This window comes from Roseburia sp. AM59-24XD (assembly GCF_003478445.1).
Classification (GTDB): domain Bacteria; phylum Bacillota; class Clostridia; order Lachnospirales; family Lachnospiraceae; genus Jutongia.
Genome location: NZ_QUET01000006.1, coordinates 54,193 through 80,057 on the forward strand (window position 1 = coordinate 54,193; position 25,865 = coordinate 80,057).

At 47.6% G+C, this 25,865-nt stretch carries 22 protein-coding genes and 3 pseudogenes; 3 read left to right on the forward strand and 22 right to left on the reverse strand.

The features are described from left to right. Positions 1 to 92: 92 nt before the first annotated feature. Together DXA20_RS03970 and mtaB are read right to left on the reverse strand one after the other, a co-directional pair. Positions 93 to 353, reverse strand: coding sequence for an IreB family regulatory phosphoprotein (locus DXA20_RS03970; RefSeq protein WP_022305199.1), 261 nt, complete (start codon positions 351 to 353; stop codon positions 93 to 95). Positions 354 to 413: 60 nt separating this feature from the next. Further along, positions 414 to 1,784: a tRNA (N(6)-L-threonylcarbamoyladenosine(37)-C(2))-methylthiotransferase MtaB gene (gene mtaB, locus DXA20_RS03975; protein ID WP_118559445.1), complete on the reverse strand. Its 1,371-nt coding sequence runs from the start codon at positions 1,782 to 1,784 to the stop codon at positions 414 to 416. Between the two features lie 190 nt (positions 1,785 to 1,974). Between mtaB and DXA20_RS03980 the strand changes: the two genes are divergently transcribed. Beyond that, a complete protein-coding gene (locus tag DXA20_RS03980) occupies positions 1,975 to 2,208 on the forward strand; it encodes a PTS HPr phosphorylation site (protein WP_022305197.1) in 234 nt (77 codons plus the stop codon). A gap of 101 nt (positions 2,209 to 2,309) precedes the next feature. On the opposite strand, the pseudogene thiI reads toward DXA20_RS03980, so the two are convergent. The 5 genes and pseudogenes from thiI to DXA20_RS04005 all read right to left on the reverse strand — a co-directional run. Beyond that, positions 2,310 to 3,490 (reverse strand): annotated as a pseudogene (gene thiI, locus DXA20_RS03985) (tRNA uracil 4-sulfurtransferase ThiI). 75 nt (positions 3,491 to 3,565) lie between these two features. Then, a complete protein-coding gene (locus DXA20_RS03990) occupies positions 3,566 to 4,729 on the reverse strand; it encodes a cysteine desulfurase family protein (RefSeq protein WP_118559389.1) in 1,164 nt (387 codons plus the stop codon). 9 nt (positions 4,730 to 4,738) lie between these two features. Beyond that, the gene (locus DXA20_RS03995) at positions 4,739 to 5,479 is read right to left on the reverse strand and encodes a 16S rRNA (uracil(1498)-N(3))-methyltransferase (RefSeq protein ID WP_118559390.1); all 741 of its coding nucleotides are present in this window, start codon (positions 5,477 to 5,479) and stop codon (positions 4,739 to 4,741) included. 187 nt (positions 5,480 to 5,666) lie between these two features. Further along, positions 5,667 to 6,410 (reverse strand): hypothetical protein, encoded by a 744-nt coding sequence (locus tag DXA20_RS04000; protein WP_147403691.1) that lies wholly within the window; start codon positions 6,408 to 6,410, stop codon positions 5,667 to 5,669. Positions 6,411 to 6,576: 166 nt separating this feature from the next. Beyond that, positions 6,577 to 8,405, reverse strand: a pseudogene (locus DXA20_RS04005) (YgiQ family radical SAM protein); the annotation flags it as partial. A 211-nt stretch (positions 8,406 to 8,616) separates the two neighbouring features. On the opposite strand from DXA20_RS04005, the gene DXA20_RS04010 reads away from it, so the two are divergent. Next, positions 8,617 to 9,387 (forward strand): HAD family hydrolase, encoded by a 771-nt coding sequence (locus DXA20_RS04010; RefSeq protein WP_279222351.1) that lies wholly within the window; start codon positions 8,617 to 8,619, stop codon positions 9,385 to 9,387. Here the strand turns inward: DXA20_RS04010 and DXA20_RS04015 are convergent. The 13 genes and pseudogenes from DXA20_RS04015 to DXA20_RS04075 all read right to left on the reverse strand — a co-directional run bounded on the left by DXA20_RS04015 (position 9,379) and on the right by DXA20_RS04075 (position 22,013). After that, positions 9,379 to 9,909: a hypothetical protein gene (locus DXA20_RS04015; RefSeq protein WP_147403692.1), complete on the reverse strand. Its 531-nt coding sequence runs from the start codon at positions 9,907 to 9,909 to the stop codon at positions 9,379 to 9,381. The genes DXA20_RS04010 and DXA20_RS04015 overlap by 9 nt on opposite strands. Positions 9,910 to 10,018: 109 nt before the next feature. Beyond that, entirely contained in the window at positions 10,019 to 10,687 is a 669-nt protein-coding gene (locus DXA20_RS17090) for an aldose epimerase family protein (RefSeq protein ID WP_118559394.1), read from the reverse strand. Further along, a complete protein-coding gene (locus DXA20_RS17095; RefSeq protein WP_118559395.1) occupies positions 10,615 to 11,076 on the reverse strand; it encodes an aldose epimerase family protein in 462 nt (153 codons plus the stop codon). The genes DXA20_RS17090 and DXA20_RS17095 overlap by 73 nt, the downstream gene beginning before the upstream one ends. A gap of 78 nt (positions 11,077 to 11,154) precedes the next feature. Next, the gene (locus DXA20_RS04030) at positions 11,155 to 12,561 is read right to left on the reverse strand and encodes a PLP-dependent transferase (protein WP_118559396.1); all 1,407 of its coding nucleotides are present in this window, start codon (positions 12,559 to 12,561) and stop codon (positions 11,155 to 11,157) included. Next, positions 12,558 to 12,890 carry a hypothetical protein gene (locus DXA20_RS04035; protein WP_022305187.1) on the reverse strand — a complete coding sequence of 111 codons (333 nt, stop codon included), beginning with the start codon at positions 12,888 to 12,890 and terminating at the stop codon, positions 12,558 to 12,560. The genes DXA20_RS04030 and DXA20_RS04035 overlap by 4 nt, the downstream gene beginning before the upstream one ends. A 24-nt stretch (positions 12,891 to 12,914) precedes the next feature. Further along, entirely contained in the window at positions 12,915 to 14,234 is a 1,320-nt protein-coding gene (locus tag DXA20_RS04040; RefSeq protein ID WP_118559397.1) for a replication-associated recombination protein A, read from the reverse strand. A 30-nt stretch (positions 14,235 to 14,264) separates the two neighbouring features. Continuing rightward, positions 14,265 to 14,921 (reverse strand): YigZ family protein, encoded by a 657-nt coding sequence (locus DXA20_RS04045; RefSeq protein WP_118559446.1) that lies wholly within the window; start codon positions 14,919 to 14,921, stop codon positions 14,265 to 14,267. Between the two features lie 7 nt (positions 14,922 to 14,928). Further along, complete coding sequence (locus DXA20_RS04050) at positions 14,929 to 15,963, reverse strand: lysylphosphatidylglycerol synthase transmembrane domain-containing protein (protein WP_118559398.1); 1,035 nt, start codon at positions 15,961 to 15,963, stop codon at positions 14,929 to 14,931. 46 nt (positions 15,964 to 16,009) lie between these two features. Continuing rightward, entirely contained in the window at positions 16,010 to 17,725 is a 1,716-nt protein-coding gene (locus DXA20_RS04055) for a hypothetical protein (RefSeq protein WP_118559399.1), read from the reverse strand. Between the two features lie 24 nt (positions 17,726 to 17,749). Next, a complete protein-coding gene (locus tag DXA20_RS04060; protein ID WP_118559400.1) occupies positions 17,750 to 18,445 on the reverse strand; it encodes an ATP-binding cassette domain-containing protein in 696 nt (231 codons plus the stop codon). Positions 18,446 to 18,522: 77 nt separating this feature from the next. Continuing rightward, a pseudogene (gene hydF, locus DXA20_RS04065) lies at positions 18,523 to 19,796 on the reverse strand ([FeFe] hydrogenase H-cluster maturation GTPase HydF). 42 nt (positions 19,797 to 19,838) lie between these two features. Continuing rightward, positions 19,839 to 21,086 (reverse strand): glutamate-5-semialdehyde dehydrogenase, encoded by a 1,248-nt coding sequence (locus DXA20_RS04070; RefSeq protein WP_118559401.1) that lies wholly within the window; start codon positions 21,084 to 21,086, stop codon positions 19,839 to 19,841. 54 nt (positions 21,087 to 21,140) lie between these two features. Beyond that, positions 21,141 to 22,013, reverse strand: a complete 873-nt coding sequence (locus tag DXA20_RS04075; RefSeq protein WP_022305179.1) for a DegV family protein — start codon at positions 22,011 to 22,013, stop codon at positions 21,141 to 21,143. A gap of 146 nt (positions 22,014 to 22,159) precedes the next feature. Here DXA20_RS04075 and DXA20_RS04080 point away from each other — a divergent pair, with 146 nt between their 5' ends. Next, positions 22,160 to 23,047 (forward strand): DUF3881 family protein, encoded by an 888-nt coding sequence (locus tag DXA20_RS04080; protein WP_118559402.1) that lies wholly within the window; start codon positions 22,160 to 22,162, stop codon positions 23,045 to 23,047. A 558-nt stretch (positions 23,048 to 23,605) separates the two neighbouring features. On the opposite strand, the gene DXA20_RS04085 is transcribed toward DXA20_RS04080, so the two are convergent. Next, positions 23,606 to 24,949 (reverse strand): hypothetical protein, encoded by a 1,344-nt coding sequence (locus DXA20_RS04085; RefSeq protein WP_118559403.1) that lies wholly within the window; start codon positions 24,947 to 24,949, stop codon positions 23,606 to 23,608. A gap of 29 nt (positions 24,950 to 24,978) precedes the next feature. Continuing rightward, positions 24,979 to 25,845, reverse strand: a complete 867-nt coding sequence (locus DXA20_RS04090) for an Rpn family recombination-promoting nuclease/putative transposase (protein ID WP_118559404.1) — start codon at positions 25,843 to 25,845, stop codon at positions 24,979 to 24,981. Positions 25,846 to 25,865: the final 20 nt, after the last annotated feature.

The window sequence follows — 25,865 nt, forward strand, 5'->3', positions numbered from 1 at the left end:
AATTTCCGCCACAATACGAGCATTCCTGTCCAATCAAAGGAGCAACCTGCACTCTGCAGAAAAAATCCATGCTCCAGCCATCTTGTCCGGAATTATTTGAAATTATTCTGAATATAATCTTCCAGAAGCACCTCGATGATCTCATCACGCTCCACACGCATGATCAGGCTTCTCGCTCCCTTATGACTGGTAATATAGGTTGGATCTCCCGACATCACATAGCCAACAATCTGGTTGACCGGATTGTATCCCTTCTCAGTCAAAGCTTCATAAATACGGGCAATGACATCCTTTACCTCGAAATCCATATCCTTCTGTACGTTAAAATATTGTGTATTATTGATTTCCTGCATAATGGCACTACCTCCATCCTTTCACGAGCACATATCTATCCAATATAGTAATATATCTTTTTACAAATTACAAGCCTTTTCCATTGTACCAAACAAAATCTCCCCATCCCTATCACCTTCGATATGGACATCGATCAGCCTGTTACAAAGGCTTTCATCACATTTTCCTGCCTCATACGGTACCGCAACCCGGACATACCTTTCGTTATAGCCGATCAGATATTTTTCCTTTCCAAGCATCACTGCTTCCTCGACCAGCACCTTCTCGGTCTGTCCCATAAATCGGTCATGGTATGCCTTCTCTAACTGTGCTTCGATCGCAAGAAGTGCATCGCTCCGCTTTCCTTTGATCTGCTCGTCCACCTGGTCTGTCATGGCATCCGCCACGGTTCCCTGCCGTCTGGAATATTTAAACACATGGATCTGTGCAAAACCAACTTCTTTAGCAAAGGCACATGTCGTTTCAAATTCCTCCTGCGTCTCTCCCGGAAAGCCCACGATAATATCCGTTGTAACCGCCGGATGATCAAAATATTTCCGTAAAAGCTCCACCCGCTGCAGATAATCCTGCGATGTATAATGGCGGTTCATCCTCCTGAGTGTTTCATCACAGCCGCTTTGCAGGGACAAATGAAAATGCGGACACACCTCCGGAATTTCTGATAAATTTTTCACAAATTCTTCCGTGATAATTCTCGGCTCCAATGACCCAAGACGAAGTCTTTCAATCCCTTCCACCTGCGCCATATTTTTTAAAAGCGTCAGCAGATATTTTCCCTGCAGCTTTACAAAACTGTTCGCATCAATCTTCTCTGTTTCGCGGTCCACTCCAAAGGAAGAAAGATGAATTCCCGTCAAAACAATTTCATGAAATCCCGCCGCAGCAAGCTTTCTTGTTTCCTGTAAAATATCTTCGTCCGGGCGGCTTTCAAGCTTTCCGCGGACATAAGGAATTATGCAGTAACTGCAGTACTGATTACAGCCGTTCTGAATCTTAATATATGCTCTTGTATGCAGCTCCTGCTCTGCCTTTTCGGACATTTCTCCCATCGAATGTTCCGGACATTTCTCTGTCTGGAAAACACCTTTTTCCTCGAGAAATTTCTCGACAAGTAAGATCATATTTTCTTTGTCTTCATTGCCAATAAAAAGATCGACACTTTCATCCTCTTCTCCCTTTCTTCTGGCAGAATCCACATAGCAGCCGGCAGCTGCCACAACGGCATCCGGGTTCATCCGGCGCGCACGGTGCAGCATTTTTCTCGATTTGCGGTCTGCAATATTGGTAACCGTGCAGGTATTGACTACATATACATCTGCTTTTTCCGAAAATGATACAATCTGATGCCCTTCTGTTTCAAATTGCATTTTCATTTTTTCCGTTTCATAGGAATTCACTTTACAGCCCAATGTTAAAAAAGCAATTTTCATTTTATCCGGTATTCCTTTCTTCCGAAATCCGATAAATTTTACATATTTTTTACCGGCTTTTGGTGTTTTTACTAAAATATGGCATTCCTCACCCATTTTTCGCATTATTTTTTGGCAACATTGTATATTGACTTTTCGTCCGGTAATGTCTAGTATAAAGGAGAACAAAATCAATGAGGAGGTAATAGTTATGAAAACAGTAAAGATTTCTTTAAACTCAATCGACAAGGTTAAGGCATTTGTAAACGATGTAACAAACTTCAATACTGATTTTGATCTGGTATCCGGAAGATATGTGATTGATGCAAAGTCTATTATGGGAATCTTCAGTCTGGATCTTTCCAAGGCTATCGATCTGAACATCCATGATGATGACAACATCGATGAGATTCTTAAGACTCTCGCTCCATACATCGTAGAGTAATATTTATGTGCATACCTTTATGAGTTTCCTCAGGTTTTTCTGGGGTTTTCATTTCGAGAAGTACAGAGAACACCAATGGTGTTCTCTTTTTCTTTTCTCTTTTATTCACCCACGGTAATGATCTCTACCGTATTCAAGGCTTCCCTGACCATATCATCAATCTTGTCCACAAGCTTCTCCTCCGAGCGATGCAGCATAGAAAGTACCGGCTTTGTCACCGGATGCTTTGCCACGAAGATCGTACAACAGTCCTCATACGGCTGAATGGATGTCTCATAGGTATTGATCTTCTCGGAAAGTTCTACGATCTCCTGCTTGTCAAAGCCGATCAGCGGACGATAGACAGGAAGTGTGCAGACTTCGTTGGTTGCCGCCAGACTCTGCATAGTCTGACTTGCCACCTGACCGATGCTCTCTCCGGTGATCAGTCCCAGACAATCGTTTTTCTTTGCCAGTATCTCTGCGATACGCATCATATAACGGCGCATCAGAATCGTCAGCTCCTCATGCGGACACGTCTCATAAATATACATCTGTATGTCCGTAAAATTGACCACATGAAGACGGATCGGTCCTGTATATTTTGATACAAGCTCCGCCAGGTCAACAACCTTCTGCTTTGCTCTCTCGCTGGTGTATGGCGGTGCATGGAAATATACCGCATCGATAAACACGCCTCTCTTGGCGATCATATATCCGGCAACCGGACTGTCAATACCGCCGGACAATAACAGCATCGCACTTCCATTGGTTCCAAGCGGCATACCGCCTGCTCCCGGAATCACTTTAGAGTACACATATGCCTTCTCTCGGATCTCCACCCAGATGCGGACCTGCGGCTTATGCACGTCTACCTTAAGCTCCGGAAAACGGTCGAGAAGATATGCACCCGTTTCCACACAGACCTCCGGGGAGGTCATCGGATAATGCTTATCACTTCTCTTGGACTCCACCTTAAAGGTAAAATCAAGCTGTCATACTGCTGCTCCACAAAGTCACCAACGCCCTTTGCCACGCTCTCCCAGGTCTTGTCCTCGATCACGTTGACCGGGCAGATGCCTGAGATACCGAAAACGTGCCGGAGTGCCTCGATCACATCCTCCTCATCAAAGTCGCCCTTTGCCTCCACAAAGATACGTCCCTGCTGGCGCTGTACATGAAACTCTCCGTCCACCGGCTTTAATGTTCTCTCCATCTGTGTACAGAGCGCATTCTCAAACTTGTATCGGTTCTTTCCCTTGATACCGATCTCTGCATATTTCACCAAAAATGCCTGATACATATATTATCTCCATTTCTGCGCCGGTCATGCGGCGCCTGATTTCTTTTCATTTCATTGCATACTGTGTTAAATCGATCACTTCTTAATAAAACGACGAAGCATTGGCAAAACCTTATCGACTGCTGTCAGCGCATAGTCAACCTCCTCCGGCGTGCTTAACACCGAAAAACTGAACCGGAGTGTGGAATCCAAAAGCCGCTCATCCACACCGATCGCACGAAGCGTTCCGCTCAGTTCCGGATGATTGGAAGAACATGCTGAGCCGGAGGATACATAGACGCCCTCCTGTGCAAGCGCATGAAGCATAACCTCGCTCTTGATACCGGCAAAGCTGGCACTGACAATATGCGGTGCCGTCTCCTCCAGAGCAATCTCATTGATCCCGTTGACTGTCACACCCTCCATTGCAAGCAGTCCGTCGATCAGCCGTTTCTTGAGCGCATATAGCTGCTCGACCTTCTGTGCGTGATCCTGATAAATAATGCGGATTGCCTCACCCATACCTGCTATCGCCGGAACATTCTCCGTACCTGAACGCATACCGCGCTGCTGACCGCCTCCCAGAATGATCGGGCTGATCTTCACGCCATCCCGCACATACAAAAAGCCGCTCCCCTTCGGTCCATGTATCTTATGACCGCTCACTGACATCAGATCGATCCCCATCCGTTTCGGAACGATCTTATATTTGCCGTACGCCTGAATCGCATCCACATGAAAAATAACATTGGGATTCTTCTTTTTGGCAATGGCGGATAACTTTTTGATATCCTCCAGCGCACCCATCTCATTATTGACCATCATAACAGAAACAAGCAGCGTATCCTCTCTGACCGCAGCTTCAAGCACCTCCGGCAGAACGTGACCGTTCTGATCCACCGGCAGATACTGCGTCTCATATCCCATCTGCTCAAGTCTGCCAAACGGCTCATGCACCGATGCATGCTCTATCCTTGTCGTGATGACATGCTTTCCGGCACGCGGATTGGCAAGTGCTGTTCCGATGAGTGCCATATTATTGCTCTCTGTACCGCCGGAGGTCAGCACAATCTCCTTCGGCTGGCACTTCAATGTCGATGCGATCTGCTGCACCGCCCTTGTGACATATCCTTCCGCATCAATTCCCTTGGTATGTCTGGAGGAAGGATTGCCGAAGTCCTTCTCCATCACCTGCAGCATAATATCACGTACCTCCGGAAATACCCGGGTCGTTGCCGCATTATCCAAATACGCTTCCATGTTCTATCCTCACTTTTGTAACTGAAACATCATGATCGACAGCAGTGCCATGCCTGCCGTCTCTGTCCGAAGTATCCGTTTTCCAAGCGTGATCGGCTTCGCTCCGATCGCAACCGCCCGGTCAACCTCGTCCTTCTCCAGGCCTCCCTCCGGTCCGATAAAAATACCGACCGATTCCTTTGCACACGCCTCGTCCACAATCTGTCTGGAAACCTGAATCCCGTCCTGTAATTCATACGGTATCATATTGTACTCTAAGGAAGAAGCCATGTCAAACGCCTGTCCCATCGTAACCGGCTCATGAACCACCGGAATAATGCCGCGGTCGCACTGTTTTGCCGCCGCCTCCGCGATCGCCTGCCAGCGCTCGGTCTTCTTTTTGATCTTTTTGTCCTCGGAAAGCTTTACCACGCAGCGTTTCATCATGACGGGCACAATCTCATAAACCCCCAGTTCCACCGCCTTCTGGATGATAAATTCCATCTTGTCCTTCTTGGGAATCCCCTGAAACAAAGTAATGCGTGTATCAAGCTCGGTCCCGCTCTCCTGCTTCTTCTCAATAGAAAGCGTCACATCATCCGGCGAGAGCGATTGGATACGGCATACATAATCAGTCCCCTCCCCATCGCATGCCACCAGCCAGTCTCCCGGCTCCAAACGCAGCACATTCCTGATATGATTAACGTCGGAATCCAGAATATGGATCTCATCCTCCTGTATCTGATCCTGTCCTATATAAAAGCGATACAACGTAATCTGCCTCCTCCAAGTTATATTTTCCTAATTATACCTATAATGTAAAAAAACACCTCCGGAACATAAACGGATAACGTTGTAAAGCCCCGGAGGTGTAACGTTCATTCATATCATATGCTGTGTCAGCAATGTGATCCCGCTTCTGTCACGGATTGCTCCACTGCCATATGCACCTGCACTCCTATAAATATCTGTCCAGCATGCCGTTGGCACCGCCAAGAGCCGCATAACGTCCGGAATATGTATACGCCGAACCGCTCCCACTCTGATATGCCTGACTGTTCGCCAGCTGATAAGTCTGTCTCGTCATGCTCTGCAGACTGTCACCATAGGAACCGCTTCCCTGAAACATGGAAGAAATATCGGTAAGCTTTGCACTTTTCAACTTGTCCTCGTTGACCACAAGCTGGTTATTCTCGCCAAGCGTAATGCCGACCTTGGACAACATGGAAAGATTTCTTGAAGTCGAGCCTACCATATTCACAGACTTACGGAGAAGTGATACATTATCCACATCAGCCGTAGACTTAATGAAGGAATTGTAGTTGCTCACGAAATCCTTGATGCTCTTTGTGATCTTATCTCTGTCGTATACGGCTGCGCCGTTCTCATCGGTGCCGGTCGGCTCATAAAGAGATGCGCTGCGCAGATCCTCCAGACTGTTGTTGAGTGCAGCTGCCTGACTCTTGACGCCGACATATTTCGCCTGCTCCTCCTTCTCCTTTGTCTCAGTGCTCTCGGAAGACTTACCAGCCTTGTCCGTTGCATAATATGCCTTCATCAGCTTTCCGTAAGAACCGTTCTGGATCATCGTCAGATCGCTGAGTCCGAACGAATTGCCCGTATCCTTACTGCTGCCAATCCCGAAGATGCTATTATAAAGATTTGAAATATTCGATGAATCATAAACTCCATTTACTGCCATAAACATTCCCATTCCTTTCTCAATGTGCAAACCTCAGACTGCACGCCTGATATTTGCAAAACGGATATCCTCCGCTTTGTGCCGATGGCTTTCATGCCACCATTCCTGCATACCCTCTTATAATTCTATATTAACACAAATTAACCGTTATGTCTTACTTTTCTCATTAATATTTTCTAAATTTTTTCCGGTCCTTTCCTTTGCCCCTGCTTTTATTTTCTTTCTTACGGTGATCATGCCTTTCTTCCCACTTCTTTTCACGCCAGCGTTCCTTACGCGGGGCGATCAGACACTCCGGACCAAACCCGATCAGATCCTCTCTGCCTGCTTTGATCAGTGCCTCCCTGACAAGATCGTAATTGTGCGGATTGCGATACTGCATCAGTGCACGCTGCATCGCCTTCTCGTGTGGATTGACCGGCACATAGACCTTCTCCATCGTCCGTGGATCAAGCCCTGTGTAATACATACAGGTCGATAACGTTGAAGGTGTCGGATAAAAGTCCTGCACCTGCTCCGGCATATACCCCAGATCCCGCAGATATTCCGCCAGCTCCACCGCCTCCTTAAGCCCTGAGCCAGGGTGGGAGGACATCAGATACGGTACAAGAAACTGCTTTTTGCCGGTCATCTTATTGACCCGCTGATAACGCTTGACAAAACTTTCATAAACGGCATTCTCCGGCTTTCCCATGTAATGGAGTACCCGATCCGCCACATGCTCCGGTGCTACGCGAAGCTGACCGCTGATGTGATATTTGCAGAGTTCCCGTATAAAGGAATCGTCCTTATCCTCCATCACATAATCAAAACGGATTCCCGACCGGATGAAGACCTTCTTGACGCCTGGCAGACTGCGCAGCTTACGCAGAAGCTCCAGATAATCCGAATGATCCACAGTTAAATTTTTGCACGGTTTCGGAAACAGGCACTGCTTTCCGGTGCATACTCCGTGCTCCAGCTGTTTCTGACAGGATGGATGACGGAAATTGCCGGTCGGACCACCCACATCATGAATATATCCTTTAAAATCAGGCTCCCTGATCATCTGCCCGGCCTCAGCAATGATCGATTCATGGCTTCTTGTCTGCAGAATCCTTCCCTGATGAAATGTCAACGCACAGAAGCTGCAGCCACCAAAGCAGCCGCGGTTGCTGGTCAGGCTGAACTTGATCTCCTGCAGTGCCGGCACACCACCCGCCGCCTCGTAGGACGGATGATACGCCCGCATATACGGCAGCGCATAGACATCATCTAACTCCATCTGTGTCAACGGTCTTGCCGGAGGATTCTGCACAACATACAGATGGTCGTTATATTTCTCCACCAGACTCTTCGCTGTAAAATGATCCGTATTGCAGTATTGTGTATAAAAGCTTTCTGCATATGCTTTTTTGTCATTGCTAACCTCATCATAGGACGGCAGCATCTCGGCATCATACACGGCATCTAATGACTTTGTGCGATATGCCGTTCCCTCTACATAGGTAATATCCTCCACTGCCATGCCGCTCTCAAGTGCCTCTGCAACCTCCACCACGCGAGTTCACCCATCCCGTAGATCAGGATATTCGCCTGCGAATCCACAAGGATCGAATGCTTCAGGCTGTTGGACCAGTAATCGTAATGAGCCAGACGCCGCAGGCTCGCCTCGATCCCGCCGATAATAACCGGCACCTGCTTGTACACGCGGCGGATCAGATTGCAGTAAACGATTGTTGCATAATCCGGCCGCTTTCCGGCAACGCCGCCCGGCGTATAGGCATCACTGCTCCTGCGCTTCTTTGAAACAGTATAATGATTCACCATGGAATCCATATTCCCCGCGGACACAAGAAAGCCCAGTCTCGGCATGCCAAAAACCTGAATGCTCTGTTCATCCTTCCAGTCCGGCTGTGCGATCATTCCAACCCGGAAGCCGTGTGCCTCCAGAACACGGGTAATGATCGCCGCCCCAAAGGAGGAATGATCTACATAAGCATCCCCACACACATAAACAAAATCAACCTGCTCCCATCCCCGGTCCAGCATTTCCTGCCTTGTCACCGGTAAAAATCCCTGACTCATATATTAATGATCCTTCCTTAATTAACAGTATTTTCTTGCATAATCCATCACATTCCATTATACTTACATGGGCATTTGAGACCCTTGCATCATAAAGAAAGGACGGTACAAAAGATGCGTAAACTTCTTTTTTTTTGATATTGACGGTACGATCCTGTCAGAAGGTGAAAAACGATATATTCCCGACAGTGCTGTGGAGGCAGTCCACAAGCTTCAGCAAAACGGTCATCTCTGCTTCATCAACTCCGGCAGATCATGGTCTGAGATCAACGACAACATTATTGATCTCGGCTTTGACGGCTTCGTCTGCGGCTGCGGAACATTTATCAACTACCACGGAAAGCCGCTTCTTGCCGATGAGCTTCCGATGGAGCTTGCCGATGCGATCTATGCGGATCTTCACAGCTATAAGCTGGAATGGCTTTTGGAGGGACAGCATGCGATCTATTACAGCACTCTCCCATACCGCACACACATCGGTGATTTCTATAAGGAATACCATACTCTTTTCCCGGATCACTGCGTGGATTATCCACCGGAGACACGGGGACTGCATTTTGACAAATTCTGTATCTGTGTCACACCTGAAAGTGATCTGTCCGGTTTTATGGACAAGTACAAAGACAGACTTACCTTCATCGACCGCGGAAACGGTTTTTATGAAGTTGTCCCTGTCGGTCATTCCAAGGCAACCGGCATTCAGTTTCTGATGGATTATTTTGACATTCCACTGGAGGATACGATCGCGATCGGCGACAGCAATAATGATCTTCCCATGCTGGAATTTGCGGGCTTAAGCATCGGCATGCAAAAAAGTGATGCCGACGTTTTGAGTACTGTAGACTATGTAACAGATACGGTTGAAAACGACGGCATCTATAAGGCAATGAAACATTTTCATTTAATCTGATGTACGTTCCAGTGCAGTTTTATATAACATCATCAGGTATGCGTCCACAAAGCAGAAACGGTTGCAGACAAACTCGTATACCTTGTACAAAAAGCACAGACCAATCAGTGCCAGACTGACATTGGTCACAGCCGGCTGCAGTCCCATGGCGATCAGTACGACATTCGCCACGATATAAAACAGAAACACAAAACTGAACTGACGTGCGATCCGAAATGCCTCCAAAAGAGTGCCCGCAAGGCGCTCTTTTTTCTTGGCAATCTCCTCCGGAGTCCATTCCCGGATACGTTCGCACATTTCCCGATACACTTCTTTGCCATCTGTCTCAATCTCGTCCAGCGGATTGTTCTCTTTCATTTCCTCACGGCACATTGTCACAAAATGCCGGTAGCTCTTCTGCCCAAACTCTGCCCGCAGGCGTTTCCGAAAAACATTCATTGTCTTTTCCCCATCTTTTATGATATCGGACCGCTTACACGGTCCGTTTTCTCTTCTTGCATCATTATATGATGTCGGAGTCAAAAAGTGTTTGTCTCCAACCGGTGCTGAGTATTGCTCCCTTGCATCCCTATATGATAAAGTCAGAAATGGGTGTCTGTCAAGTCTCTGATCGATTCCAAAATGAAATACACTAATCAATTCCAAATCGAAATACAGTGTAATGCTTATACGTCTCTCCCGCCTTCAGCACGATATCCGGAAACTCCGGTGTATTGATGGCATTCGGAAAATTCTGTGTTTCAAAGCAGACAGCACTGGACGGGCCATACACCATGCCATCTTTTCCCTTCTCTCCGGAAAGCTCCGGTGCCGTATACATCTGAATGCCCGGCTGGTCGGTCAGAACGGTAAGCGTCCTTCCGGTCTCCGGTGCCCTGCATACTGCCGCCGTAACAACCTCACCCTTCTCATGCTCAAGCACAAAATTATGGTCATAGCCCTTGAAATAGTCCGGACTACTCTTATCCGAAACAACATCGGTACCGATCACCTTAAATTCTCTGAAATCAAATGGTGTACCTGCCACATCGACAAACTCGCCGGTCGGATATAACAGCTCATTGACCGGATTATACTGCTCTGCCAGAATCTTTACCTCATGATTCAGGATCTGTCCACCCTTGTGACCGCCCTTTCCCAGATTGAAATAAGAATGATTCGTCATATTGACTACGGTGTCTGCATCGGAAACACCCTCGTAATCAATGATCAGCTCATCGTCGTCCGTCAGATGATATGTAATGCTGTATGTGAAATTCCCCGGGAAATGCTGTTCCCCATCCGGCTGATCCTGGAAAATGTCAGAATCTCCTCGCCATCTCCCTTCTCATACTCCGCCTCATACATCAGATAATTAAACCGTAAGAAACCACTGTGAAGACAGTTCGTGGAATCATTCTGATCAAGCTTATACTCGACTCCGTTGATCGTAAAATGACCATCCGAAATACGGTTTGCGCAGCGTCCGACCGGAGCGCCGAAGCTTGGTTCGTTGACTTCGTAGGAAGCGACATCATCATATCCGTGTACAACATCATCAAAATTGCCGTCCCGGTCCGGCACCCAGATATTTGTGATAACCGCTCCGAGATCAATAAACGATACCTTCATTCCGTTCTGATTCGTCAACGTATAACGCGTTACCTCACGTCCATCCTTTGTGGTTCCAAATTTTTCCTTCTGCATCATTTTCCCTCCATACCTTAAGTTTGCTAAGCTCCCTATTTCCAGTCACTTAAAACATTAAGTTAATTATAGCAAAAGTAACTATATATGACAAGACTTCACAACCGCAATCTGATCGATTCCGTAATACAAAAAGACGTCAACCATCTCTCCCGTGATCTCCTCTCCGCTGACGGCGATCGGAATTGCCGGCGGGCATGATACAGTTTCCTGTGCAAGAATCCTGCCAACCGACTTCTTCACCGGGATCATTTCCGAATCTGCAAAAACAGCTTCGCGAATGCTCATCCTGCGTACGGCAGGTGTCTGCCCGACTGGCATTGCCGGCTTTAACGGCTTCCTGCGGTGGCGCAGTCTCGTTTCGCGGACCCAAAGCCTCATATTCTCCCAGTCAATCGGTGAAGTCATCATTCCCACCATCAAAACAACCGTGTTGCAGTCTGCAAATTCACATTCAATGCTCTTTCGGGTGGCTCCATTCACATTTGCCCCACCGGCACGCATTTCTTCTGCGATCACACGACCATCGTAACCGGAGGCTCCCGTGTCAATCACGATCTTGAGCGGCTCGGATTCCCGGACATAAATTCCTGCGAGATCAGTTATCCTTCGAAACCGTTGTACCTGCTCGATGCTGTGCGCAAGCTCTGTTCTGATCCGCCGGTCCAGATAATCATTACACAGATCCAATGACTGCAGAATCAAATACGACGGGCTTGTAGAGCCAAACATCGCCAACCCCTTTCCGGCATAATCCTGCAGAGCCTCCGCCATGTTCCTGCTGATATGAAGGTATGCACCGCCCGTCAGAACGATCAGTGTCTTATGGGCGGAATCACAGCAGATATCTGCACCGAGATAGATCGGATGTAAGCTTTCTTCCAGAAAAGCAAGATATGCTCCATGTGCATTGTCCACGGCAAGCAGTGTACCCTTTTCATGACACACCGCCGCAATCCCCGCAACATCGCTTAAAACACCCAGATAATCCGGCGAGGTGATATACACAGCCGCCGGAAGGTACTCGCATTCCTCCAGAGCCTTTCGGACATCCTCCGGCTCCACCACCGCCGAGCAAAGTCCCTGCGCCGCCCCGCTTCGTATAAACTCAATATCAAGATCTAACAGTGCACAGCCATCCAGCATGGCACGGTGAACATTTCTCGCCGCCAAAATGTACGGTCTTTTCCCTCGGTTCTGTGGCAGTCTCTTCCAGTACATCACCACCGCATAGAGCATTGCCTTGACCGCCAGAGAGGATCCCTCTGTAGAGTACAGCGTGGCACCTGTCCCAAATAACGTACCGGCATTCTTCTGACTCTCCCCAAGGATCCCCTCTGATTCCGATAAAACATCCGCCCCTGCGATCTCCGTAATATCACGTTCTTCGATTCGGAGCGGACCGATACCCTTGTGTCCGGGCATGTGTGCACGGACACCTCTTGCGGCTATGTATTTTTCTACAAAATCATAAACCGGTGTATTCACGATTTCTTCTCCTGTCCGGCAGTGTTCGCCTGCGTTTCCTGCTGTCCGGCTGCATTTTCCTGCGCTTCCCTCTGCTTCAGCGCATCGCGGATCTGGTTCATATAGATCTGCTCACGCATACGATTGTTTGCTTCTGTCTTTTTCTGAAGACCGGCAAGCATATTGATCGCATAGAGAACCATCGGCACAAGCACTGTCATCATGATACTTCCGATAAACCAGTTGCGTGATCCGTCTGATGCAAATATTGCCGTAATGATCGTCATCACATACATAAATACCAGCAAAATAACACCAATCATTGCCAAAACCCGTTTAAATTTGTCCATAAATTCACCCTTCCTTTCTTTTAATCACAATTTTCCAATCTCTTTAAAATGTTCTTTTATCTTCTTCTCATAGCCATTGTCCGACAGGTTAAAGAAGGTTGTTCCCTCAAGCTCATCCGGAAGATACTGCTGCTTCACATAATGATACGGATAATCGTGGGAATACAGATAGCCGATGCCATGTCCCAGCTTCGCCGCACTCTTATAATGTGCATCCTGCAGATGTGCCGGAATCGGACAGGTCTTGGAATGTGCCACAAGATCCATCGCCGCATCGATCGCCATGATCGACGAATTACTTTTCGGGGCACACGCCACATACGTCGCCGCCTGTGCAAGCACGATCCGCGCCTCCGGCATGCCAAGCCGTTCCACCGCCTGTGCCGCACTTGTCGCCACAACTAATGCCTGCGGGTCTGCATTCGACACATCCTCTGCCGCACAGATCATGATACGACGTGCAATAAACGCCACATCCTCCCCGGCATAAAGCATACGTGCCAGATAATACACTGCAGCATCCGGATCGGACCCCCGCATACTCTTGATAAACGCCGAGATCGTATCGTAATGATTGTCCCCGGACTTGTCATAGCGAAGCACCCGTTTCTGAATACATTCTCCGGCAACCTCCATATCAATATGTATCTTATCATCCTCACTGCGCTCTGTCGACAGCACGCCAAGCTCCAGCGCATTGAGGGCGCTTCTGGCATCTCCGTTTGCCACGTCCGCCAGAAAATCTGCCGCATCATCCTCCAGAACAACACGATAGCTTCCCATCCCCCGCTCGTTATCCTCCACCGCGCGGAACAAAAGCTGTCTGATATCCTCCTTTGTAAGCGGCTTTAATTCAAAGATCACCGACCGCGAGATCAATGCGCTGTTCACTTCGAAATACGGATTCTCCGTGGTCGCACCGATCAGGATCACGGTTCCGTCCTCCACATAAGGGAGAAGATAATCCTGCTGACCTTTGTTAAAACGGTGAATCTCATCCACGAAAAGGATCGTCTTCTTACCGTACATGCCTGCCTGATTTTTGGCTTCCTGTACTACCTCTTCCATATCCTTCTTACCGGCAGAGGTCGCGTTGACCTGACGGAATACTGCACTTGTCGTATTTGCGATCACCTTCGCAAGCGTTGTCTTACCGGTTCCCGGCGGTCCGTAAAAGATAACCGAGCTTAACTTATCTGCCTGAATCGCACGATACAATAACCGATTCTTTCCGACAATATGCTCCTGTCCCACCACTTCATCTAACGTCCGCGGACGCATCCTGGAGGCTAACGGGGCATCATCGTCCTTCGTCTGTTCCCTCATATATTCAAATAAATCCATAACAATATAACATTCCTTTCCCTTTGCCGGCTATTCCTCAAAGATCATCGGTTTTCCGTCAAGAACCGCAAAAAACAACGGATCCGACACCTCAAGCTGTGCCTTTCCCGCCGTTGCCTCTGTGATCTCCTTCTGAAGCAAGGTGCATTCCTCCTCCGGCACAAGCACATCCATCTCCACCGCCTCCGCATAGCGCGTATCAAGCACCGGAATATTTCTCTTGCCGACAATATACTGCATTTTGCCGATGCCATTGTAATCTGTGCCGATCAAAAGCTTTCTGCCTGACTGCCTTGTCATGATCCGGCTTGCAGCAAGTCCCGCCTGCGTCGCCTGTGAATATGCGCGGACAAGACCACCGGTTCCAAGCAGTGTACCTCCAAAATAACGGGTCACAATAACAAGCACATTATGTATTCCTCTGCCCTGCAGCACCTCCAGAATCGGGCGTCCGGCAGTTCCGGACGGCTCTCCGTCATCACTGCATCGGCTGATCTCATCATTCGGTCCAATCACAAAGGCATGGCAGTTATGACGGGCATCCCAGTATTGCTTCCTGATCTGTTCAATATGTTCCACAGCCTCCTGTTCGGAATGCACCGGAAACACATGCGCAATAAACCGTGATTTCTTCTCCACGATCTCATCGCTGCCTCCCTCATAAACAACATCATAGGTCTGTTTCATTGCCATATCATTCCCTTTCTTTCTGTCCGGTCACCTTCATCATACCGGTCCCCAGCGTTACAAACGCTCCAATGATCATCAGTATATAGAAATTAACACCGCGGCTGAGCAGCATCGCCGACATCGCCGTTTTCTTATTCATGATCTGTTTAAACATCGTCACAAAGAAGCCTTCATTGATCCCGACCCCTCCCGGCATTGGCAAAATATCAATGCAGACGGCAACAAAGCTCTGCAGCATAATGACCTCCCACGGCGAAACGCCATGCTGTCCGAGTGCCAGATATACAAACCATGTCACCGCAAAAAAGCTGAGCCGCTGCAGCACCGTCACTGCCAGCACAATAAAGAACACTTCCCAGTGTGTTCTCATGTAGACAGCTCCCTCCTGATACAGTTCCAGCGAACGGTCTAACTTCTCCATAAAACGTTTCTTGTGGCGGATGATCCGCAGCTTATGGCAGATCCAGGTTCCAACGTGTGCCAGATTGCGGACACCGTTTCGGGAAAATACCACGATCGAGTACAAAATAATGGATACCAGATTCACAACGATCCCTACCAGAAACAGCCAGTAATAGTGTCCCAGATACTGATGAAGAAATCCTCGGAAAAACAGCATCACAACGCCTTCGATCAGAAGAAGCGCTATCTTGTAAATGATTGTCCAAAACAAAAGCGCCACGGAAGAAACACCGATCGAGATGTTGTCCTCATGCATATAATAAACCTGCATCGGCTGCCCGCCACTCGCAGACGGTGTGATCGCATTAAACAAAAATCCGATAAACGTATAACGGATCCCATCCTTCAATCTCATCGGTGTTCCTGCCGACTGTACAATAATTTTTAAGGAAACGGCCTGCAGTACAAGATACGCCACTGCAAACAAAGCCGCAAATATAAGCCAGCTTTTGTCTGCCCCTCTCAATACTTTCAGGATCGATCTAAGATCTTCTCCATGCAGAAGGGTATAAAAGGTAAAAATAAGAACTACGATCATCAATATGATGTTAAATACATAGGTTGTCTTTTTACGCATCAAATGACCTCACCTTTCTATCGAATCTGCCTTCTCCCCGTCAAAATCACCGCAGCCTGAACGTCTTCGGTGCCAGCTTCCATACAAACAAAATACCAACCACCATCGTAACTACGGTCACGCTAAGCAACAGCACCGCAAAATAGGTTGGCGGTGTGTGAAGCTGCAGGCAGCTGTATGCGGCAACATATACGCCGATGTTACATGCCTTATAGCCGACACTTGTCGTATTGCCTGCTTCCGTGAATGGCTGAAAAATATAATACATGCACAGAAACAGAACTGAAAAGAATACAGACAGTATCACGATACAGCCCAGAATTGCCACAATCTGCAGCATGTTCCGAAATCGACCCAGCAGCATCAGATTTACAAATACGCCGACACAAAATGTCAGAATAAATGCGACTTCTGTCTGAAGCATATATTTCAGGCGGATGCGAAAGCTTGAAATGATCGCCTCCGGCGTCCGGTAATATCCATATTTTAAAAGGGAAGCATCACAATGGAAAAACATCGCCTGCGTCAACTTCTCACCACTCGAAAAACTGTACATCACAAACACAAGAATCGGAAGCAGTAAATTCACGGCTTTCCATGCGCTGTCACTCATCGACTGAAACTGTGCACCGGAGAGCACAAAACGACTGACGATCACAGCTAAAGCCGCAACTGCAAAAATTCCTTCTGCCAGCCAGCGCTTGATCTGACTCGGCCTGCGAAGCAGCTTCTTATGCCGTTCAAAAAAGATTGCATGAAGATAATCATAGCCATTCTTATTCGGAAAAAGACGTTCCGGTACCTCATCCTCATCCAGCGAATTTTCCAGTTTTGTTTCGATGGAACCGGCACCCTCCGCCTGCTTTTGTTTCTCCGTCACACGCGCAAAACCGCAGCATATTCTTGCAACCTGCAGATACTTCGGATATGCTCTCAGATACCTTACACTGACAACGGCTGCCACCAGAAGGATCAAAAGAAGAACCGCCTGCAGTCCCAGCGAGAAACGTCCCACATCGAACAGCGGATGAAACACCTGTATATGTTTGTCACCCAGTCTGCTCTGCAGCAGATACAGAACCGGATAACACAAATACGCCAGAAGCACCATGGCAAAATTATACATGTAATATCCGCCCTGCACTTTAGGGCTTTTATCCTGATACGGAATCTTGTCATAATATTCACAAAGTTTTAACGAAACCGCCTCCCCGATCGGGCGGCAGCAGATGTAGCACAACAGCACCCACAGAAAAACTCCGGTATGTCCCGGACAGATCCGTCCCACGATCAACAGAAATGCAACCGCCCAGTAAACAGTCTGACTGGCAGACTGGAACAGAGACCTTGTCAGATAATACTGCTTTGCATCGATCCGCATCAGATTCAGAAGAAGGTAATCCTCCTCATTACCATCGGTAACGATCCTGCTGTGTGTAAAGGTTCCCATAAAGCAGCTGCATATCAGAAATGTCCACGCAAACATATTGCCAAGTGCCTTATTATCCTCAAAGCCAAGACCGCCGGCAAGCAGACTATTCGGCACAATGATCACCAGTATGAAATAAAATGCCTTCCATATAATATCCTTTAACACATTCCATATCATGCAGAGGATTCCCAGCGCCTTCTTGATATCGCTGCGCACATACCACTCCTCGGAGATCAGTCCCTTCAACGGTCTGAAATTCAGGACCGTGTAGATCAGCTTATTGATCTTCTGCGCAATGATCAGCTGGAATTGACAAATTATATTATTCATTCACAAAATCCTTTCCCGGTCTCATTACTGACTCAAAAGCTCCATCACATGCTCTTCGAAGCCTTTGTCGTGACAGTCAAGATCCTCAACTCCGGCAAGCTTTCCCTGATGCAGCAGCACGATCTCATCACACAGATCCTGTGCAAGCTGCAAAATATGAGTTGATAATATAATGATGTGATCCTTCTTCATTTCCAGCAAAAGCTCCTTCATCTCATGAGCTGCCACAACGTCAAGAGACGTCAGCGGCTCGTCCAGCAGAAGGAGCGGCGGTTTACTGATCAGCAGACAAAGCATCTGCATTTTATTCTTCATGCCGTGGGAATATCCCTTCAGCAGGCGGTCCAGATCCGGAAGTTCCATTCCAACCATCTGTGCATATTCCTCCACGGTCCGCGGATCCTTGATCCTGTCCCTGTTGATATCCAGAAAGAACTTGATAAATTCATATCCGGTCAAAAACTCCGGCAGCACCGGAGTTGAAAAGGCATACCCCATCATATCATAGGAAATGTCTTTCTTCTCGCCGTTCTCTTCCATATAAACCGTACCCTCGTCATATTCTATCTCCTGACTGATACAGTTGAACAGTGTAGTCTTACCGGCACCATTGCGTCCCAGCAGTCCGTATATCTTTCCCTTTTCAAACTGAAAGGATGCACCGTTTAAAACCTGCTTCTCCTCAAAGCTCTTCCCGATCGCATCGACAACTAATCTCATATCAATATAAATCCCCTTTTCTTAAGCAGCCTGTTACAAAGAAAATCCACGCAGGCAGTTGTCTTCTGCCCCCAAAGCTATCTGTTGTCCGGCAGCAGCTTTGCCACCGCAGGAAACAGCTCCACGCTTCTCTTTAATATACCTTTCACATAGGCAATAAAAATCCCATAATTAACAATCGGCACCTGACACTGCTGTGCCCGGAAGATCCGGTGCTTCATTTCCTTCTCATGAAGCGTACAGCCACCGCAGTGAATGATCAGAGCATAGCCTGACAGATCCGTCGGAAAGCCTGTTCCGCTGCAGGTTTCAATCGTAAGAGACTTACCGGTGTACTCTGCAAGCCACCGTGGAATCTTCACTGTCCCGATATCGTCACACTGGCGGCGGTGCGTACAGCCTCTGCGATCAACACACGGTCACCATCCTTCAAGCGGTCCACTGCAGTCACACCTTCCACCAGCGCCTGCAGATTACCTTTGTGCCTTGCAAATAAAATGGAAAAAGACGTCAGTGGAATGTCCTGCGGTACAATGCGGGACACCTCACCAAACGCCTGTGAATCTGTAATCACCATACGCACCCTGCCCTTCAGCAGATCAAGTGTCATAGCAAGTGACGGCACCTGCGTCACCACCGATACCGCCTGATTATCCAACAGGTCACGAATAACCTGCTGCTGTGGCATGATCAGACGTCCCTTTGGGGCTGCCGAATCGACCGGAACAACAAGCAAGACGACATCATCTTTCTCGACAAGATCTCCCAGGATATGCAGCTTCAGATCCGTATCCGGTGCGAGCATCACCAATGCATCCTTCAGGGCATCGAGTCCCATATTTTGGACAGTGCTCACTGCACAGACCGGAACCGTTCCATTCTTAGCCATAATACACTGGCGGCGGTGCGTAAGCTCCTCCCCGGAAAGCTTGTCCGCCTGATTTAATACGATCACATAGGGAAGCTTTTTCTCCTCGATCATCGCAAGGATCTGCTCCTCCTCAGCGCCCATTCCTCTGCCACTCTCCAGCTCCTGCTTCGTAAGTCTGGAAACATCGAGAACAAGCATGGCGATATCCGTTCGGTTTAACACCTCAATCGCCTTCTCCACGCGCATCCTTCCTAGTGCGCCCTCATCATCCAGTCCGGGCGTATCAATAAACATACACGGTCCGATCGGCAGTATCTCCATCGCCTTGTAAACCGGATCTGTCGTAGTTCCCTTCACATCTGATACGATGGCAAGCTGCTGCCCTGTCACCGCATTGATCACACTGGATTTACCGGCATTCCTCCTGCCAAAAATCGCTATCTGCACTCTGTCTCCATTTGGTGTTGCTGTCAAACTCATGATGTCGCCTCCTGCTCATAATCCACTGTCTGTCATCTATAATTACCGGATCTGTCCATCTCCACTGATCAAATACTTCATGGTGGTCAACTCCTTCAGTCCCATCGGACCTCTTGCATGAAGCTTCTGCGTGGAAATGCCGATCTCCGCACCCAGTCCAAATTCACCGCCATCGGTAAAACGTGTCGAACAATTCACATATACGCATGCCGAATCCACCTCTGCCTGAAACTTCGCAGCGTTAGCGTAGCTTTCGGTCACAATGCACTCGGAATGACCGGTCGAATACTTTGCAATGTGTGCGATTGCCTCATCCACGGAATCAACGACTTTCACCGCCAGCTTATAATCTAAAAACTCTGTCGCATAATCCTGCTCAATTGCCGGAACCACACAGTCCCCAAGAATCTGCGCCGTTCTCTCACAGCCTCTGAGCTCCACCTGATGCTCATCCAGCTTTGCCTTCAGCATCGGCAGAAATGCCTCTGCCACGCTCTTATGTACCAGACAGGTCTCAAGTGCATTGCAGACACTCGGTCTCTGCGTCTTACCGTTGTCAGTGATCTCCACTGCCATCGCAAGATCCGCTGTCTCATCCACATAAATATGACAGTTACCCGTTCCTGTCTCGATAACCGGAAGTGTCGCATTCCGGACAACTGCCCGGATCAGTCCTGCTCCTCCTCTCGGAATCAGAACATCGATCAGACCGTTGGCTTTCATCATCTGTGTGGAAACTTCCCTGGATGTATCCTCCACAAGCTGTATAATATCCTCCGGAAAACCACAGGCTGCCACTGCCCCACGCATAGTATCCATCAGCACCTTGTTAGAGCAGATTGCCTCCTTGCCGCCACGCAGGATTGCTGCGTTACCACTCTTAATACAAAGTGATGCCGCATCCACCGTCACATTCGGGCGGGACTCATAAATAATGCCGACCACCCCCATCGGTACACGGATCTTGGTGATCTTCATACCGTTCGGACGGGTAGAACCCTCAATAACCTGTCCCACCGGATCCTCCAGATTGATAAGCTGGATACATGCATCCGCAATTCCCCTGATCCGCTCCGGAGTAAGTCTTAAACGATCCACCATCGTCTCGGAAATTCCGTTCTCCCTTGCGTTCGCAATATCCTTTTCATTCTCTGCAAGAATCTGCTCCTGCTTCTGTAAAAGCCGGTCTGCGATACAGCGCAGGATCTCGTTCTTCTGTCCTGTGGACGCTGTCGCCAGACTCTTCTTGGCATTCTGTGCTTTCTGCCCTAACTCTTCAATATAATTCATCCTTCTGCCCCCTTCTGATGCTTCTGTCATTCTCTTCCTGCATTCCTGTAAGGTCTACTTAGGAATTGCTTTTGAACATGCAACTGCCAATGCACCCGGTCCGATATGGCAGGATACACTGAGCGACAACGGATTGCAGACGATTTCGTCCCTTACCCGAAAATGCTCCCGCAGCTCTTCTACAAACTCTGCCGCCGCTTCCTCGTTGGCGGTATGTGCCACCTCAATATGAATATTGTCCATATTATCCAGACCGCCGAAACGCTCCTTAATATCTGTCTCCATCGCTGCGATCATTTTGGATACCCCCTGCTTCTTGGTGCGGGCAATCGTAAAAGCATCTAACTTCTCTCCCTGGATCTGAAGCACCGGCTTTAAACGAAGTGCTGTTCCAAGAGCCGCTGCTGCCGGCGTAATTCTTCCGCCCTTCTTCAGATACGTCAGAGTATCTAACATAATATAGATACTTGACTGCATTTTCTCCTGTTCGAGAAGTGCCTTGATCTGTGCTGCATTCATGCCGCGCTCTGCAAGCTCTATGGCATCCATCGCAGACTGACGCTGTGTAACGGAAATTCTCTGGTTGTCAACTACCTGCACTCTGCCATCATAATCCTGTGAAAGCATCTGTGCTGTGGAACAGGAACCTGACAATCCGCTCGACATCGGGATATATACAACCTCATCGGCATCCTCAAGTGCCTTATCCCAATACTTTGTGACATCCTCCACGGAAGGCTGTGATGTGGAAACCGTGGCATTCTGTGCCAGCTTCTCATAAAACTCCTCCTGTGTCAGACTGATATCCTCATAATAAATCTTATCGTCAATGATAAACGGCATCGGCAGAACGGCGATCCCCATTTCCTTTGCCTCAATCTGTGTAATTCCACTATTGCTATCTGTCATAACTGCAACTTTACTCATGATAATCCTCCATATTCCATCGGAATCTGCATTTACACATACTTCCTTAAATTATATATGAAATCCCCGCCAATAGCAACATTTTCCTTGATTCTTCGCATACCCCGTAGTAGAATGATTATTGTTTAAAAAAAGGAGGTGATCCCATGCATCGTTTTTTACGTTCCATCGGTTTCAGTCACATCAATACCAGGCAGGACATGGATAAGCTGCTTGGAATCATCATGAATGAACCGGATCAGACGAAAAAGATCGCTTTATCAAAGAATCATATATATACAGAATTTACCAAAGAATTTGCCAGCCACGCCGGCATTGTTGTCCGTGGAGAGTATGATGAGAAAGGTTTTTTTCATATTGAACATCATTTTCCTTATCTGAAAGGAACGCTTCTGTCCACTAATTCCGATATCACGGTGAACAAGCGCGTGGATACCGATGCCTTTACCGGCATGTGCGATGATATCCGTCTTGGTATTTCAATGATCTTTTATCTGCAGAATGCCGTGGATTATCTGATGCTTAACTGCAGCGACAACACGCCGCATAAAGCAAGAACTTACCTTTCCGGGCTCGCGCTGGAGGGCACGATTCTTCTCGGCGTCGAGAATAACGAGGATACCCGAAAACGTAAGTCATACCGCACACGTATGCGTAATCAGCTCATCGCCATGGCAAAGTCCGGTGATCAGGATGCCATCGACAGTCTTACCGTGGACGAGATTGATCTGTCCTCACAGATCAATCGCCGAATCCGCACAGAGGATCTGTACAGTCTTGTCGAGACAAGCTTTATCCCATACGGCTCCGAATCTGACAATTATCAGATCCTTGGAACGATCATCAACTGGAGCTGTGTCAAAAATCAATATTCCGGCGAGGATATTTATGAATTACTGATTTCCTGCAATGACATTATTCTGACCATTGCCATCAATCGGAGTTCTCTGGTCGGCGAGCCAATGATCGGACGCCGTTTCAAGGGCGTTATCTGGATGCAGGGTACCGTGGATTTCCAGAAGATTAATTCATAAAAGAAACCTTCCTATGCCACCAATCGATGTATGCTCATAATATTTCTTATGACAGAAAAATCAAATAGGCATTTTGCCTCGTAAAACAAATGAATCCGTGAACTGTGACGAAAAAATTGACGCAGATCAGTAGGATTTCTGAAAAGTCTTTGCTTTGCAATGCTTTGATAAATACGCATCCGCACGACTGAGCCCCGTAGGTGGGCTCAGCTATTTCGGACGGCACGCTCCCGCTACCACTGCACCACGCAACGGTACATAACGCCCCAAGTACTAAACAAATTAAGAATATATATTTAAAACTTGGGCGTAAGTACCGGCGGGTGCAAGTGCCTTTCGAAACATCTGAATCCCACCTCGGGGCGAGTACGGTAGGATGCGTTTATCAAAAATCAAAGCAGCAAAGCATATAGACTTCTCGAAATCCGCAAGTGACAAGTCAATATTTTCGTTATAGTTCACGGATTAATTTATTTTTTGAGGCAAAATGTCTATTTGATTTTTCTGTCATAAGAAATAATATGACCACACGTTTACCATCATTTTAAGTGGTATCTTTTAATTTGTATAGGCAACATCGGAGTCTAGTTTATAGTCGTAGCGTTCCCATGTGACGTCGACGGCGGTTGTTTTGCCGCGTTGATATTCTATGTTGATCATTGCCTTGCGACCGCGATATGCAAACATGCCAAGACTTACAATGATGCTGCTTCCATCGCTCCCATACAAATAGTTTTCGAAGGATTGATGATCTTTTCTTTCCAGTCGGATATACATAGTCTTTCCCGGTTGGATGACAAGTTCAGCATCATCGGCAAGTTTGCGATACGCATTGTTTTTCCTCTGCTTATACGATATCGCCATCTGGTCGATCGAGTTCACATCATTTCCGAGACCTCCCATCTCCATATCTCCGATAAAGAAGTCGAAGCCCCCGCCCCAGCTTGTCCGGCTATTATATTTCTTTCCAAAACAGATATCTCGTTCGTCCGTAGAGTGGATCTTAAATTCATAATATTTGATTCGTCTGGCATTCTTTACATTGATCTGAGCCATGCATTTTCCATCGGAATTATCGGTTGCGAGCCAGCGCACCTCGGATCTTTCCCCAAGCTTACGTTCGCCGCCAACGATGACATATGGTCTGACCTGATAAGTGTACACCTGCTCCGGCTGTGCCGTGTAATCCTCATAAAGAAAACCTCTTTTCCCCGTGTCAAGCTTTGTCTTCTGAAGCTTTTGTTTCTTCACAACGTCAATCCTTTGCATATTACTCTTTGTCGTACCGCGGTATATTTCAAAGCCATCCGCTTGAACCGAACCAAAGGTTCGGAATACGAGACGGGAAAAGCCTTTGTCTCCTCTGATGTCATCAATTGACTGATCCAGCGTTGTGCCATACATTTCACAGAATATCTCGCGGCTGTTTCCCTCGCTCTTCGGATCTAAAAGCCACATTCCTCCCTCCTGGAATACCTCGATCTCATAACGAAATACATCGCCGTAAGAAAACTTCTGTGTAAACTCATACTGCTTCTTCCCCGGCTTGTATGTTTTTGTCATTTCCTTCCGGTCAGGCTTATCGTCCCAGACGCGGTATCTGGTCAATCGATATTCTTGTGCATTGGTCAGCGCCTCCCAACTCACCTTGATCGTCTGTTTCTTCTGATCGAGCTTTACCTGCAGATAATCTTTTCTATGTACCATTGACAGAATCTCTTCCTCATCTGCAGCCGGCGCAGCTGTTGGATCCGGTGTCTGCGCCGTATAGGACTGCTTTCCGGCACCACCGCGCTGCCGCATACTTTCCTCACGATCCGTCCACAGGATTGCGCCGATTACTATGATACCCAGTAATATAACACCTGTCACTATAAGAATTTTCTTGTTTATTGTTTGCATGGGCACCGCTCCTTTCACGCTGATCCATCTTACACTTGCGTGAATAATTCCTGCTCAACAGCTTGCAGTTCGGCTTCGGAGTAATCCATAGAAAGGATCATTTCACGGGATAATCCGCTTCCCAGCATTTTGCGTATTGCCTCCAAACGCCCTGCCGTCAATCCTTCTGAACGTCCCTCAGCCAATCCCTCCGAACGTCCTTCTTCTCGAACGATTTTTTCACGCTCTTCCGCATAATTTTTCGCATAATCCTCTACTGTTTTGCACATTTTCCCCAAACCTCCCTCCGTCTCTTTGAAATACTTAACTGCTTTGCTTAATGCGGGGAATCTGGCATCTTCAAATACATCTTTTCGTAAAAATAACTGGAGTAGTTCGGATTTGTCCGAACCATCCTTCACTACTGTGTTGGCAAAGAAAATATCTTCCCCGTCATCCACAGGAGCATACCCCTCATTTGTTTTCATGCACCTTTTCACATGTGTGATCATCTGCCCGTTATGTAGAGCGTCATACTCCGTAATATATAAGATGGTTACCTGCGGGATATCCGAAAAATCGGTTCCCTTTGGCGTATATGCTGCCGTAGTTGATGATGCATAAAACCGATTCCTCTTGATATCGTCATTACCGGAACCCTTCTGCATCTCAATGTTCATATATGTTCCGTTTTCCAGAATACAGAGTACATCCAGAATAATCTCTCTGTGTAAACTCGTGATAACACACTGCGGTGTTACACTTACCACTTTTAGCTGTGGCCGGTCCAACAGTGTGCGGAGTATCTCCTGGCAGACTTCCTTTCGTTCCGCCACCAGCCGGAACATGGCATCATCAATGATCCTTAAATTCTCTGCTGTTTCTCTTATCGCTTTTGAATATTGTTCAGTACCCACTGCCTTACCTCGCTTCCCCT

Bases quoted from the DNA above. Each gene is read 5' to 3' on its own strand.
- mtaB (WP_118559445.1), bottom strand. From the start codon at position 1,784: ATGAAAATTGCTTTTTTAACATTGGGCTGTAAAGTGAATTCCTATGAA.
- DXA20_RS04045 (WP_118559446.1), bottom strand. From the start codon at position 14,921: ATGAAACAGACCTATGATGTTGTTTATGAGGGAGGCAGCGATGAGATC.
- DXA20_RS04080 (WP_118559402.1), top strand. From the start codon at position 22,160: ATGCATCGTTTTTTACGTTCCATCGGTTTCAGTCACATCAATACCAGG.
- DXA20_RS04070 (WP_118559401.1), bottom strand. From the start codon at position 21,086: ATGAATTATATTGAAGAGTTAGGGCAGAAAGCACAGAATGCCAAGAAG.
- DXA20_RS04040 (WP_118559397.1), bottom strand. From the start codon at position 14,234: ATGGATTTATTTGAATATATGAGGGAACAGACGAAGGACGATGATGCC.
- DXA20_RS04000 (WP_147403691.1), bottom strand. From the start codon at position 6,410: ATGGCAGTAAATGGAGTTTATGATTCATCGAATATTTCAAATCTTTAT.
- DXA20_RS04060 (WP_118559400.1), bottom strand. From the start codon at position 18,445: ATGAGATTAGTTGTCGATGCGATCGGGAAGAGCTTTGAGGAGAAGCAG.
- DXA20_RS04050 (WP_118559398.1), bottom strand. From the start codon at position 15,963: ATGCGTAAAAAGACAACCTATGTATTTAACATCATATTGATGATCGTA.
- DXA20_RS04035 (WP_022305187.1), bottom strand. From the start codon at position 12,890: ATGGACAAATTTAAACGGGTTTTGGCAATGATTGGTGTTATTTTGCTG.
- DXA20_RS03970 (WP_022305199.1), bottom strand. From the start codon at position 353: ATGCAGGAAATCAATAATACACAATATTTTAACGTACAGAAGGATATG.
- DXA20_RS04075 (WP_022305179.1), bottom strand. From the start codon at position 22,013: ATGAGTAAAGTTGCAGTTATGACAGATAGCAATAGTGGAATTACACAG.
- DXA20_RS03990 (WP_118559389.1), bottom strand. From the start codon at position 4,729: ATGGAAGCGTATTTGGATAATGCGGCAACGACCCGGGTATTTCCGGAG.
- DXA20_RS04085 (WP_118559403.1), bottom strand. From the start codon at position 24,949: ATGCAAACAATAAACAAGAAAATTCTTATAGTGACAGGTGTTATATTA.
- DXA20_RS17095 (WP_118559395.1), bottom strand. From the start codon at position 11,076: ATGATGCAGAAGGAAAAATTTGGAACCACAAAGGATGGACGTGAGGTA.
- DXA20_RS03980 (WP_022305197.1), top strand. From the start codon at position 1,975: ATGAAAACAGTAAAGATTTCTTTAAACTCAATCGACAAGGTTAAGGCA.
- DXA20_RS04055 (WP_118559399.1), bottom strand. From the start codon at position 17,725: ATGAATAATATAATTTGTCAATTCCAGCTGATCATTGCGCAGAAGATC.